The organism is Streptomyces sp. NPDC002958 (assembly GCF_055563255.1).
Window position 1 is genome coordinate 42,591 of the sequence record NZ_JBVHDS010000004.1, and the last position, 12,979, is coordinate 55,569.

Annotated in this window: 9 protein-coding genes and 1 pseudogene; 5 read left to right on the plus strand and 5 right to left on the minus strand. The window is 68.3% G+C overall.

Features of this window, described 5'->3' with window-relative positions; all coding sequences use genetic code 11:
* Nucleotides 1–354: 354 nt before the first annotated feature.
* A complete protein-coding gene (locus tag ACZ3IC_RS09025) occupies nucleotides 355–1,569 on the minus strand; it encodes an MFS transporter (protein ID WP_467414109.1) in 1,215 nt (404 codons plus the stop codon).
* A gap of 68 nt (nucleotides 1,570–1,637) precedes the next feature.
* Nucleotides 1,638–2,699 carry a LysR family transcriptional regulator gene (locus ACZ3IC_RS09030; protein WP_467414112.1) on the minus strand — a complete coding sequence of 354 codons (1,062 nt, stop codon included), beginning with the start codon at nucleotides 2,697–2,699 and terminating at the stop codon, nucleotides 1,638–1,640.
* Between the two features lie 184 nt (nucleotides 2,700–2,883).
* On the opposite strand from ACZ3IC_RS09030, the gene ACZ3IC_RS09035 reads away from it, so the two are divergent.
* Nucleotides 2,884–3,252 (plus strand): YrdB family protein, encoded by a 369-nt coding sequence (locus ACZ3IC_RS09035; RefSeq protein WP_467414115.1) that lies wholly within the window; start codon nucleotides 2,884–2,886, stop codon nucleotides 3,250–3,252.
* 187 nt (nucleotides 3,253–3,439) lie between these two features.
* On the opposite strand, the gene ACZ3IC_RS09040 is transcribed toward ACZ3IC_RS09035, so the two are convergent.
* Both ACZ3IC_RS09040 and ACZ3IC_RS09045 read right to left on the minus strand, forming a co-directional pair.
* Nucleotides 3,440–4,087 (minus strand): class I SAM-dependent methyltransferase, encoded by a 648-nt coding sequence (locus ACZ3IC_RS09040; protein ID WP_467414117.1) that lies wholly within the window; start codon nucleotides 4,085–4,087, stop codon nucleotides 3,440–3,442.
* 477 nt (nucleotides 4,088–4,564) lie between these two features.
* A pseudogene (locus ACZ3IC_RS09045) lies at nucleotides 4,565–5,020 on the minus strand (RraA family protein); the annotation flags it as partial.
* Between the two features lie 273 nt (nucleotides 5,021–5,293).
* Here ACZ3IC_RS09045 and ACZ3IC_RS09050 point away from each other — a divergent pair.
* Complete coding sequence (locus ACZ3IC_RS09050) at nucleotides 5,294–5,839, plus strand: GNAT family N-acetyltransferase (protein ID WP_467414120.1); 546 nt, start codon at nucleotides 5,294–5,296, stop codon at nucleotides 5,837–5,839.
* Nucleotides 5,840–6,070: 231 nt separating this feature from the next.
* Here ACZ3IC_RS09050 and ACZ3IC_RS09055 read toward each other — a convergent pair whose 3' ends face one another.
* Nucleotides 6,071–6,802: a TnsA-like heteromeric transposase endonuclease subunit gene (locus ACZ3IC_RS09055; protein ID WP_467414121.1), complete on the minus strand. Its 732-nt coding sequence runs from the start codon at nucleotides 6,800–6,802 to the stop codon at nucleotides 6,071–6,073.
* A gap of 414 nt (nucleotides 6,803–7,216) precedes the next feature.
* Here ACZ3IC_RS09055 and acnA point away from each other — a divergent pair, with 414 nt between their 5' ends.
* From acnA to ngcE, 3 genes are all read left to right on the plus strand, one after another.
* The gene (gene acnA, locus ACZ3IC_RS09060; protein WP_467414123.1) at nucleotides 7,217–9,931 is read left to right on the plus strand and encodes an aconitate hydratase AcnA; all 2,715 of its coding nucleotides are present in this window, start codon (nucleotides 7,217–7,219) and stop codon (nucleotides 9,929–9,931) included.
* A gap of 502 nt (nucleotides 9,932–10,433) precedes the next feature.
* Complete coding sequence (locus ACZ3IC_RS09065) at nucleotides 10,434–11,078, plus strand: histidine phosphatase family protein (RefSeq protein WP_467414126.1); 645 nt, start codon at nucleotides 10,434–10,436, stop codon at nucleotides 11,076–11,078.
* A 452-nt stretch (nucleotides 11,079–11,530) separates the two neighbouring features.
* Entirely contained in the window at nucleotides 11,531–12,976 is a 1,446-nt protein-coding gene (gene ngcE / locus ACZ3IC_RS09070; protein ID WP_467414129.1) for an N-acetylglucosamine/diacetylchitobiose ABC transporter substrate-binding protein, read from the plus strand.
* Nucleotides 12,977–12,979 lie beyond the last annotated feature (3 nt).

Sequence of the window (12,979 nt, forward strand, 5' to 3'; positions counted from 1 at the left end):
GAAAGGCTATCTCAGATATGAGATGCAACCTGCGCCGGGGTGTGGCATTCGGGTGACGGTGGCGGGTGGAGGCACGTCAGTTGCGCGGCCTGGTGTGCGTGAGAGGCGCCGGCCACGGTGCGTCGTTGCCATCGTTCACCCGGATCGCCAGGACGGCACGCGGTGTGCGTCCATCCGGGGCGGACGGACGCCGGCGCGACCGCGACCGTGAACGGCAGATCCGAACGTGAAGGGTCCCGGACGGCCGTGAACGGCCTCGAATCCAGGGCCGCCCGCGCCGCCCGGCCCCCTTGCGGCTCATCGACTCATGCCGACGGCGGGTAACGGGCACGGGCGGGCGGGGTCCGTGCGGGGTCAGCGTGTGCGGCGGTGCAGCGCCGTCGTGGCGAGCGCGAGGGCCAGGCCGGTCGCGCCCAGGGCTGCCGCGATCCACAGCGACGACGTGTAGCCCCGGCCCGCCGAGAGCGCCGCGCCCGCCAGCAGCGGGCCGCCCGCGTTGCCGATGTTGAACGCGGAGACGTTGGCCGCCGACGCGAGGTTGTCGGCGCCCCGGGCCGCCTCCAGGACCCGCGTCTGAGAGGGCGGGATCACCGCGGCCCCCGCCAGGCCGAAGAGCAGGAAACCGACGATCGTGGCGGGCTTGCTCTGCACGGCGACGATCAGGAACGCGGAGACGACCGTGATTCCGGCGAGCGCCCCGTACAGCGTGGGCAGCAGGGCCCGGTCCGCGAGCCGCCCGGCCAGCGGGGTGCCCGCGACCATTCCGATGCCGATCAGGACCAGCATGAGCGGGACCGTACGGTCGTCGAAGCCGGTGACCTCGGTGAGCAGGGGGGTGATGTACGTGAGGATGGTGAGGTAGGGCGCCCAGCCGAAGGCGGTCGCCGCCAGGGCGAGCCAGACCCGGCCGCGCCGGAAGACCGCCAGCTCCTGGCGGAAGCCCGTGCCCCGCTCCCGGGTCATCGGCGGGACCAGAGCCGCGATCGCGGCCAGCAGCACTGCGCCGATAGCGGTGACCCCCCAGAACGCGGCCCGCCAGCCGAGCGCCTGACCCAGCGCGGTGCCCCCGGGGACGCCGAGCACATTGGCGAGGCTCAGCCCCATGAAGACCGTGGCGATGGCGCTCGCCTTGCGCTCCGGCGCGACGAGGCCCGCCGCTACGACCGCGGCGGTCCCCACGTAGGCACCTCCGGCCAGGGCCGACAACACCCGCCCGACGAGCAGTACTTCATATCCGGGGGCCAGTGCGCTGAGCAGACCGGCCGCCGTGAAGAGGCCGACCAGCCAGAGAAGCAGGTGCTTGCGGGGGAGCCTCGCGCCCAGGACCGTGAGCAGTGGGGCGCCCACCACCATGCCCACGGCATAGCCCGACACGAGCAGGCCCGCCGTGGGCAGTGAGACGCCGAAGTCCGTGGCCACTTCGGGGAGCAGCCCGGCGATGACTACCTCCGTGGTGCCGACGGCGAAAGCTCCCAGGGCGAGGGCCGACAGGGACGCGATGCCCGCTCTTCGGGGACGGGCGCCGGGCGCTCGGGTATGGAGCGGGGCGGCTGCGAGATCATTTGTCACGTCATTCAGGCTCGCGTCGCTTCCTGCCGGGAGCAGCGCCTGTCTGCGCAACGATCGGTAAACCCGGCTTACCGATCGGTCGCGGGCGCGTGGTCCGGGGTGTTCGGCGCGTGGGTCTCCTGGTCCGTGATCTTCAGCCCGTCGGCCTTCTGCCCATTGGCCATTTGCCCATCGGTCTTCGGCCCGGAGGTCTTCCGTCCATCGGCCTTCGGTCCGTCGGTCTTCGGCCCGCAGGTCCCCAGTTCGGCCGCCAGCTCCGCGGCCGCATCGACGAAGGCCCGCACCCGCCCCGTCTCGCCCGCCGTACGCCACACCAGCCCGTACTCCACCGGCTCCGCGTCGGTGAACGGCACATACACCACGCCTCTCGGTGTGTAGTGCGCCGCGACATCGGCACCGACGGGGGAGATCCCCTGCCCGGCGCCGACCATGGCGAGGGTCTCCTGCATCGTCGCCGCCGACCTGCCCCGCCGCACCGGCTGCCCGCTCGGGGTGTGCGGCGGCGCCAGGTGCTCCTGCCAGTAGTCCGGTACGTCGCCGGAGCACGCGAACACCCGGTCCCGAGCCAGGTCCTCCAGGGACACCGACTGCCGCTTGGCGAGCGTGTGATTGGCCGGGACCGCGAGCATCCGGGGCACCCGGAGCACGACCGGACCACGGGTCAGGTCGGGTTCCGCGACCGGGAAGTGGGTGACCAGCACGTCGACCCGGCCGGTGCGGAGCGGGCCGAGCAGGTCGCTGAGCTGGGTCTCGTGGATCTGCACCTCCGTGTCCGGATGGATGCGGCCGAAGGCCCGTGCCGCATCCATCACGAACTCACCGGTCGCGCTTCCCAGATATCCGACCGGCAGCACGCCCGCGAAGCCCCGTGCCTCGGACTGTGCCCGTGCCACGCCCTGTTCGACACGCCGGTAGCCGGGCTCCACCTCCTCGTGCAGCCGACGGCCGAGAGGGGTGAGGCGCACGGTGCGGCTGGTCCGCTCGAAGAGGGGAGCGCCGATGCGGCGCTCCAGGCTACGGATCGTCTGGCTGACCCTGGCGCGCGAGACGTGCAGCCGCTCGGCCGTGCGGCCGAAGTGCAGCTCGTCGGCGAGTATCAGGAAGCTCTCGATCTCCAGTCTTTCCAGCACCCGGTCGACGGTACCTCTCGGGCGGACCCGGTGCTTCGGCCGGTTCGGCGGGACGCGAGCACGGCTCCGACTCCATGGCTCACGTGCAACCGCAGCAGGTCCCCGGCCGTCGGTGTGGCTCTCTGTTCTAATGTCGGGCGCGCTCCAATGCCGGGCCCGCGCCCATGACGAAGGACGACACCCGATGACGCTCCCTGCCCCCCTGCATGTGATCAACGAGGGGCTGGCATTCCTCCTGGAAGTTGCGGCCCTCGCCGTCCTCGCGGTGTGGGGGTGGCAGAGCGCGGAGACCACAGCCGTACGTCTCCTTCTCGCCGTGGCCGCCCCTGCGGCGGCGGCCGTGCTGTGGGGGCTGTTCGCCGCTCCGAAGGCCCGGATACGAGTCCCGTTGGCGGGCATCCTGACCGTGAAGGTGCTGGTCTTCGGTGCCGCAGCAGCTGCCCTGTACGCCATGGGCCATCACGGGGCGGTCACCGTCTTCGCCGTTGTGACGGCGGCCAACACCGTCCTGGCGACCCTGGACCGGCACGCTGCGATGCGCCGGGAAGCCTGACCGGTCCGGCAGCTGTTCCCGTGCGTTTCAGCCGATCACGAGCCGGTGCGATCCCGTGCCGTCGGGAGAGACCCCGGCGTCCGTGGTCACGGCTGGGCGGGTCGGGAGAACCGGCCCGCCCAGCCGATCATTGCGAAGAACCAGAGCACGGAATGAGCGCGTGGCCGATCGAGCGCCTACAAGCGTTCTAGGCTTTGCGCGCGAGCAGTTGAATCTCCTGGAACTGCCGCCGGTCGGTGGGCTGAGGCTCGCGAACCATCCGGGCCACCTCGGCCAACCCGGACTTGCGTAGCATCGCGGCTAGGTGATCAGGCGACCACCGATAGGCCGGCGCGACTGCGTGATCGAAGACCTGCGTCGGATGAGACGGATCATCGCTGGCCGAAAAGCCGACCAGAAGGTGACCGCCAGGTGCCAGCACGCGGTGGAACTCCGCCAAGATGACGGGGAGTTCTTGCGGCGGAGTGTGGATGATGGACCAACGTGAGAGTACGCCGCCCAGCGCGCCGTCAGCGATGTCCAACGCATCCATTGAGCCCACGTCGAACCGCAGGCCCGGATAGGCCTGTCGAGCCAACTTGATCATCGCGGGAGAGGCATCAACGCCAAACGCGTCAAGCCCCAACTTGTCCAGACAGGCGGTGATATGGCCAGGCCCACATCCCAGATCCGCGACCTGGCCGTCTCCGCCCGCGCATACGACCTCGGCGAAGGCACCCAAGATCGCGCGGTCCAAAGGCCTGTCACGCAGCTCGTCGCGGAACAGCTGCGCATAGGTGGGGGCAGCAGCGTCGTAGGCCTTGCGGGTGACACTGAGGGCATCGTGTTCGACCATGCTCGCAACAGTAATTCCTGGCGCGGAGGCGAGCCGAGAAAATCACGATCTTCCCTCCCGCCTGTTCGCCCGGGCTATCGCTGATTCGGCGAGCGACCAGGCCGAACGACATAGCGCCGGTCCAGACCGTCGACGACGGCATGCAAGCCTCCCGCGGGTGCCTTCCTGCGTTCGTTCCGTTCGTCACGCCGAGGTGGGGCGGGCGCATCCTCGCAGCCCGGCTGAAGCTGCGGGAGGTGACAGCCGGGCCGGGCACGGCTACGCCTCGTCGCCGGTCTGTTCGCCGGGTGTTCCCCGATCCCGAAGTCGTCCCGGACGATGCGCCGGCTTTCCATGGTCCACCCGGATCGCCGCGACCGCGCGCGGTGTGTGTCCGTACGGGGACGGCAGGGGGAAACGGCGACGTCCGGGGGTCCGGCCCTCCGGGAGTGGTCTCCCGAAGACGACGCGGCCCCGGACATCGTCTTCCTCCGGTGGTCAGTCCTGGAAACCGCCGCTGCGCAGGATGCTGTCGAGGCGGGCGCGGTGCGCCGCCTCCCACGCGTCAAGGGATTCGCCGGCCTCCTTGGCCGCCTTCGCGCGGGCGTCGATGAGCACCTGCTCGTGCCGGGCGCGGGGAACGACCACAATGCCCTCCTCGTCCGCCACCACGATGTCGTCGGCGTATACGTCCACCCCGCCGCACCGCACGGGGCCGCCCAGTGGTTCGACGGCCTTCTTCGTCCCCGGGATCGGGATGACGCCCCTGGCGAAGACGGGAAATCCCAACTCGCGTACCTCGGCGAGGTCGCGGATTACCCCGTCGGCCACGAACGCCGCGATTCCCCGGCGTTGGGCCACGGCACAGACGTTGCCACCGGCGAGCGCGTAGTCCACGTCGCCCGACTCGACGACGATGACGGAGCCGCGTGCCGCGCGATGGATGGCCGCGTATCCTCTTCGCGTACGACGTCCCCGTTCCCGACGCCCGGCGCCCTCGGTCGCGCGACCAGGTTCGCTGAGACGGAAGCCCGAACGACTCGGTTCGTTGAGAAGACGACTTGAGTGAGTGGGGTGGGACAGTGGCTGTCCTTGGACAACGAAGTCAGTCGTTAGGTAGGGCGCTGATCTGCGGCGACTATGTTGAATGACAGAGCCTCGAACAGATCTGTGACGTAGGCCTTCTCTTTCGGACCACTCTCGCGGGCGTGCGATAGGTTGCCCGCCATGACTGAACTCGGGCCCGTCGCCTGGCCACCTACGCCGATCAAGACCGAGCGGCTCGTACTCCGCGAGTCCGAAGCCCGGGACCGTGCGGTGGTTATCGAGCTGAACGCCTCACCAGAGGTGGGCACTTACCTCGGTGGCCCTCGACCGCGTGCCGAGCTCGAACGCACGGTGCCCGAGGTTCCCGGGCGACGCCCCGGCTTTTTCGTGATCGATCTCGACGGGGCGATGATCGGCACGATCACGCTCGATCCGCACGCAGAGCGTCCGGGGCACGTCCGTCCGGACGTCGGGAAGACCGAGCTCAGCTACCTGTTCCTGCCACAGGCGTGGGGATTCGGGTACGCCGCCGAGGCGTGCGCAGCAGCACTCGACTGGTTCGCCGACGCGCTTCCCGGCAAGCCAGTGGTGCTGCGCACCCAGACCGCCAACGAGCGCTCGATGCGCCTCGCGGCAAAGCTGGGGTTCACGGAGGTGGAGCGGTACGAGGACTACGGCGCCGAGCAGTGGTTCGGCGTGTGGTCCTCAGTCAGGCCGTCCGGTTGAGCTTGGGCTGGGTGGCTTCGTCTCCAGGGCGCGGCAGCGGATGGATGCGTAGGAGACCGAGTAGTCGTGGGTGGAGTCACGAGCTTGGTCCAGATGCCCCTGGCCCCTGACGTTGAGGTTGTCGGTGATCGTGCTGTCGATCAGACCGATGAGCCTGCCTCTGAGCGGGTCCCTTCCCCAGGAGATTTCCCTTTCGGCTGGGCGTGAGGTGTCCAGCGCGAGGCGGACTGTTCATGACGGGACTTTGTAGTGCTCGGCCAGTGAGCGGATCGTCAGCTGTCCTTTGCCAGCGAAGTTAGTCGTTGAGGTGCCGCGTGACCTCGGCGGACTAAGTTGAGTGGTGGACGGCCCCAGCAGCTCGACCGCCAGTCCCTGGGCAGCCATTTCTTGGAGCCAGAGGAGATGGAACAAGGCAGGTAGCGTCTCAAGCCGGTCGCCGGCGGCATCGGCTCTGATCATGAGCGGGACCGGGGCCGAGAAAGCTGCCCGGAGCCGGTCCACGACCGATCCCTGCAGGCACCGCGGGTGCCGGTAGCGCGACAGCCACCGGACATTCGCCAGAAGCACCGCATCTGGCGCCCCGACCCGCTCGAAGCGCCATCCCGCCTGGCCGCAGGCCAAGCGCGTGACCTCGAACGCTTCGGCGTCCTTCGGCTCGATCCGTTCATCGGCGCGGACGTCGTCGACGACCACTGCCGAGCCGTCCGTGCGGCGTACGAAGTAGTCCGGAGCGTGCCGACGCTCCCGCTTGCCGTCGTGCCAGTGCAGCCAGAACGGTTGCGAGGCGATCCCTGTCACCACGGGATCGAAGTCCATCAGCAAAAGCCGGTCCCGCTCCAGCCATGATTCGAAATCGACGTGCTGCCCGGTCGTGGCCGCCCAGTACCAGCCGGAGAAGTGACGCTCACCGCGCGACCAGCGAAACGGTCGTACGGCAGCCACGTCCTCGAACCGGGCCGTCACACAGTCCAGCAGCGGACCGCCGACGCTCGCGTACAGCATCTACGTACGACAGCTCGACGTACGGCACCGCAAGATCCACCCCGACCGGTACGGCCACCAGCACCCCCAGCTCGACACCTCGTACGACTAGGTTCGCTGGCAAGGAAGCCGAAACGACTGGGTTCGCCGTCACACGCCTCGATTGGATGACAGCGGACATCGGCCGCCCGCGCATGACCGTGCGGCGGTGATGTACTAGAGTTATCTCGACATCGAGATATATGCCGAAGGCGCAACGCAGTCCGCCACTCGGTAAGGGCTACCTAACTAAGCCTTACCTTAGCGGATGGTCGAGGGGCCGTAGGCGGCACCACGCGGCGCCCGCCGTAAGGAGGCGCGGCGCGGAGTACGCGCACATTGATGAAGGAGACTGTCGTGTCGGCGAACAGCTTCGACGCCCGCAGCACGCTGCGCGTGGGCGACGAGTCGTACGAGATCTTCAAGCTGGACAAGGTCGAGGGCTCCGCGCGCCTCCCTTACAGCCTGAAGGTGCTGCTGGAGAACCTGCTCCGCACCGAGGACGGCGCGAACATCACCGCCGATCACATCCGGGCGCTCGGTGGCTGGGACTCCCAGGCGCAGCCCAGCCAGGAGATCCAGTTCACGCCGGCCCGCGTGATCATGCAGGACTTCACCGGTGTGCCGTGTGTCGTGGACCTCGCCACCATGCGTGAGGCCGTCAAGGAGCTGGGCGGCGACCCGGCCAAGATCAACCCCCTCGCCCCGGCCGAGCTGGTCATCGACCACTCCGTCATCGCCGACAAGTTCGGCACCAACGACGCGTTCGCGCAGAACGTTGAGCTGGAGTACGGCCGCAACAAGGAGCGTTACCAGTTCCTGCGCTGGGGCCAGACCGCTTTCGACGAGTTCAAGGTCGTCCCCCCGGGCACCGGCATCGTGCACCAGGTCAACATCGAGCACCTGGCCCGTACGGTCATGGTGCGTAATGGCCAGGCGTACCCCGACACGCTCGTTGGCACCGACTCGCACACCACCATGGTCAACGGCCTCGGCGTGCTGGGCTGGGGCGTCGGCGGTATCGAGGCCGAGGCCGCGATGCTCGGCCAGCCGGTTTCCATGCTCATCCCGCGCGTCGTCGGCTTCAAGCTGACCGGCGAGCTCCCGGCCGGCACCACCGCCACCGACCTCGTGCTGACCATCACCGAGATGCTCCGCAAGCACGGTGTCGTCGGCAAGTTCGTCGAGTTCTACGGTGAGGGCGTCGCCGCTACCTCCCTCGCGAACCGCGCCACCATCGGCAACATGTCGCCGGAGTTCGGCTCCACCGCCGCGATCTTCCCGATCGACGACGAGACGCTGAAGTACCTGCGTCTGACCGGCCGTGACGAGCAGCAGGTCGCGCTCGTCGAGGCGTACGCCAAGGAGCAGGGCCTCTGGCTCGACCCGGCCGCCGAGCCGGACTTTTCCGAGAAGCTGGAGCTGGACCTGTCGACGGTCGTTCCGTCGATCGCCGGCCCGAAGCGCCCGCAGGACCGCATCATCCTCGCGAACGCCAAGGAGCAGTTCGCCCAGGACGTGCGCAACTACGTCTCGGACGACGAGGAGGCGGGCAAGGAGTCCTTCCCGGCCTCCGACGCCCCGGCCGCCCACAACGGCGTCCCGTCGAACCCGACCACGGTCACGGCCCCCGACGGGACGACGTACGAGATCGACCACGGCGCCGTCACCGTCGCCGCGATCACCTCCTGCACCAACACCTCGAACCCGTACGTCATGGTCGCCGCGGCGCTCGTGGCGAAGAAGGCGGTCGAGAAGGGCCTGACCCGCAAGCCGTGGGTCAAGACCACTCTCGCCCCGGGCTCGAAGGTCGTCACCGACTACTTCGACAAGGCGGGCCTGACCCCGTACCTCGACAAGGTCGGCTTCAACCTCGTCGGCTACGGCTGCACCACCTGCATCGGCAACTCCGGCCCGCTGCCGGAGGAGGTCTCCAAGGTCGTCAACGAGCACGACCTGGCCGTGACCTCGGTGCTCTCCGGCAACCGTAACTTCGAGGGCCGGATCAACCCGGACGTCAAGATGAACTACCTGGCGTCCCCGCCGCTGGTCGTCGCGTACGCCATCGCCGGTTCGATGAAGGTGGACATCACCAAGGATGCCCTGGGCATCGACCAGGACGGCAAGCCGGTCTACCTCGCGGACATCTGGCCGTCCGAGGCCGAGGTGAACGACGTCGTCGCCAACGCCATCGGCGAGGACATGTTCAACAAGTCCTACCGGGATGTCTTCGCGGGCGACGCCCAGTGGCAGGCGCTGGCGATCCCGACCGGCAACACCTTCGAGTGGGACCCGCAGTCCACCTACGTGCGCAAGCCCCCGTACTTCGAGGGCATGACGATGGAGACGACCCCGGTCGAGGACATCGCCGGCGCCCGGGTGCTGGCCAAGCTGGGCGACTCGGTCACCACCGACCACATCTCCCCGGCCGGTGCGATCAAGGCCGACACCCCGGCCGGCAAGTACCTCACGGAGCACGGCGTCGAGCGCCGTGACTTCAACTCCTACGGCTCGCGCCGAGGCAACCACGAGGTCATGATTCGCGGCACCTTCGCGAACATCCGCCTGCGCAACCAGATCGCCCCGGGCACCGAAGGCGGCTTCACCCGCGACTTCACCCAGGCCGACGCGCCGGTGTCGTTCATCTACGACGCCTCGCAGAACTACCAGGCCGCCGGCACCCCGCTGGTCATCCTGGCGGGCAAGGAGTACGGCTCCGGCTCGTCCCGCGACTGGGCCGCCAAGGGCACCGCGCTCCTCGGCGTCAAGGCCGTCATCGCCGAGTCCTACGAGCGCATCCACCGCTCGAACCTCATCGGCATGGGCGTCCTCCCGCTCCAGTTCCCGGAGGGCGCGACCGCCGAGGCCCTCGGCCTGACCGGCGAGGAGACCTTCTCCTTCACCGGCGTGACCGAGCTGAACAACGGCACCACGCCGCGCACGGTCAAGGTCTCCACCGACACCGGTGTGGAGTTCGACGCGGTCGTCCGCATCGACACCCCCGGTGAGGCGGACTACTACCGCAACGGCGGCATCATGCAGTACGTGCTCCGCAGCCTGATCCGCAAGTAGGCGCCAGGCAGTCAGCAGAGCCGAAGGGCCGCATCCCGGATCTCCCGGGGTGCGGCCCTTCGCGTTGTACGACGCCCGCGGTCGTCCCTACCGCTTGATGGTCCGCACGAACGCTGCCCAGCCTGCGGCCCGGAAGACCAGGACCGGGCTTGTCTGTCGGGCCGATGTATGTGCCCGAGCAGAACACCCGGTCGCCCAGCTCGCTCTGGGACATCCCGGCGGCCTCACGCAGGCGGCGCAACTCGGAGCCGTCGAAGGAGCGGGCGTCGGTGTACGGATCAAGGTCCTTGGGCTGCGGCATACGCCGAAAAGGAACGGCGCACGGACGAGCCGGTCCGGGAACCGGGGAACGCGCCACCCGCAGGTGGCTGCCGCCGCCCGGACACCCGAGGGCGAGCCGCACCTGCCGCCGACCCGGTGGAATGCGATCGTGGGCGCGCGGGTTCACTCAGCGACAGCGACAGCGACAGCGACATCGGCACAGAGAGAGCGGATGACACCCATGGGCGAGCTGATCCTGATCCGACACGGTGAGACCGAGTGGTCGCGGTCCGGGCAGCACACGAGCCACACCGATCTGCCCCTGACCCCCCTCGGTGAACGTCAGGCCCGCGCGCTGGCACCCCTGCTCGCCGACCGGCAGATCGTACTCACCCTGGTCAGTCCGTCGGTACGCGCCCGGCGCACCGCGGAGCTCGCCGGACTCGCCGCACCCCGCATCACACCCGAGCTGCGCGAATGGGACTACGGCGGATACGAAGGGGTGACCACCGACGAGATCCACCGCACCCGTCCCGAGTGGAACCTCTGGACCGACGGGGTTGCCCCCGGCCCCGAGGCGCACCCCGGCGAAACCCCCGCCGAGGTCGGTGCCCGTGCCGACCGGGTGCTGGCCGAAGTCGCGGAGGCGGCGAGCCGCGACGCGGACGAGGACATCGCGCTCGTCGCCCACTCCCACTTCCTGCGCGTGCTCACCGCCCGCTATCTCGGACTGACCCCGGCCGAGGGCACTCTGTTCCAGCTCGCCACGGGTGCCGTCTCCCGGCTCGGTACCGAGCACGGTCAGCCGGTCATGACGGCGTGGAATGTGACATTGCTGGAGAGCTTGTTCCCCAGGGCTGCTCCGGAATCCCCGGAGCGGGACTGAGACCTGCGCGTCGTGCCGGTCCACGGCGGGCCGATGCTGATCAGCGAGGTCGCCAGGCGCAGGTCGACCGTGCGGTCCTTGCCTGCGTCGAAGCGTTGCACCCCGACCGGGGCGCACGGGGCCCAGGTACCCGCGAGGTCTCAACTCGGGAAAGACTGCTGCTCAACTTTGCACTCGATCTTGCTCAGTTGACTGCGAGTGGACTATACCTGTCGGCGTCTGCACAGTCGTTTCCGGCGACGCGGACAAGGGGACGCGGGGGAACGGTCAAGGGGGGCACAACACGTGCATTCGTTGTCCGATCTCCCGAAGCCCACCGCTGCACATGGCTAGCCTGAAATCAGTACTACCCAAGCGCAACTGACCGCGGTGGCGGGGCCCTTCGCCTGAGGCGATATCGACGGGCGACCGGTACACACCGCCTGAGTCCTGGAGAAGGCGAGGACTTGAGCATGGGATCCACCTCCGCCCACAAGAATGAGGGCCTCGGCCGTCGCGATGTGATCAAGCGATCTGCCGCACTCGGCCTGCTCACCGTTCCGACGATGAGCTTCCTGTCGTCGTGCGCGAGCAGCGACAGCGGCAGCGACAAGAAGGTCGAGAAGGGCAAGGCCACCGAGGCGAACCCGTTCGGCGTCAACGAGACGGCTCCCCTTGAGGTCGTCATCTTCAACGGCGGTTTCGGCGAGCAGTACGCGATCGACGCGGAGAAGAAGTACAACGCGGCGTTCCCGAAGGCTCCGAAGGTCAAGCACGTCGCGACCCAGAAGATCCAGTCGCAGCTGCAGCCGCGCTTCAACGGCGGCACTCCGCCGGACCTGATCGACAACGCGGGTGCCGAGCAGATGGACATGGGGATCCTGGCAAGCAAGAAGCAGCTGATGGACCTGACGCCGCTGATGGACGCCCCGTCCATCGATGACCCGACCAAGAAGGTCCGCGACACGCTGCGCCCGGGCGTCCTGGAGATGGGCCAGCTCGAGGGCGACCCGGTCTGGATCATGTACTACGCGTACACCGTGTACGGCGTCTGGTACTCGCAGACCGCGCTCGACAACCTCGACGCGCAGTACCCCGAGAACTGGGACGACATGCTCGCCCTGTGCGCCAAGGCGAAGAGGAAGGGCATCGCCGGCTGGACGTACCCGGGTAAATACCCCTACTACCTGGCGTACTCGCTCTACCCGTTCATCGCCAAGATCGGTGGCCGGGAGGTCCTCGACAGGATGGACAACCTGGAGCCGAATGCCTGGAAGGACCCTGCGGTCAAGGCGGCGTTCGAGGCGTACTACGAGCTGTACAAGAAGGGGTACGTGCTCAAGGGCACCCCGGGCCTGACCCACATCCAGTCGCAGACCGAGTGGACCAAGGGCAAGGCGCTCTTCATCCCCAATGGTTCATGGGTGGAGAACGAGGCGGCACCGACGACGCCCGAGAACTTCAAGATGATGGTCTCGGCGCCGTCCGGCTTGGACGCGTCCGACAACATGCCGTTCGGCACCATCTGGGCCTCCGGCGGTGAGCCCTTCATCGTCCCGGCCAAGGCGAAGAACCCCGAGGGCGGCATGGAGCAGTTGCGCATCATGCTCTCCGAGGAGTCCTCGAAGAACTTCACCAAGCAGGTCAAGTCGCTCACCTCCTTCAACGGCGGTACCGACGGCCTGTCCCTGTCGACCGCCCTGCAGTCCGGTGTCGACGCGCTGAAGAAGGCCGGTGACAACGTGCTGACACCGCGCCTGGAGGGCTGGTACTCGAAGTTCCAGAAGGAGCAGGTCGGCATCGCCGGTCTCGGCGAGATGATGGCGGGCCGTGCGACCCCGGCGGAGACCATCAAGAAGATCCAGGCCTTCGCCGACGCGACGGCCAAGGACCAGTCCATCAAGCACTACAAGCACTAATGA

What these genes read in the sequence shown, in the direction of transcription:
- ACZ3IC_RS09040 (WP_467414117.1), bottom strand. Translation starts at nt 4,087, where the DNA reads ATGGTCGAACACGATGCCCTCAGTGTCACCCGCAAGGCCTACGACGCT.
- ACZ3IC_RS09065 (WP_467414126.1), top strand. Translation starts at nt 10,434, where the DNA reads ATGGGCGAGCTGATCCTGATCCGACACGGTGAGACCGAGTGGTCGCGG.
- ACZ3IC_RS09035 (WP_467414115.1), top strand. Translation starts at nt 2,884, where the DNA reads ATGACGCTCCCTGCCCCCCTGCATGTGATCAACGAGGGGCTGGCATTC.
- ngcE (WP_467414129.1), top strand. Translation starts at nt 11,531, where the DNA reads ATGGGATCCACCTCCGCCCACAAGAATGAGGGCCTCGGCCGTCGCGAT.
- ACZ3IC_RS09050 (WP_467414120.1), top strand. Translation starts at nt 5,294, where the DNA reads ATGACTGAACTCGGGCCCGTCGCCTGGCCACCTACGCCGATCAAGACC.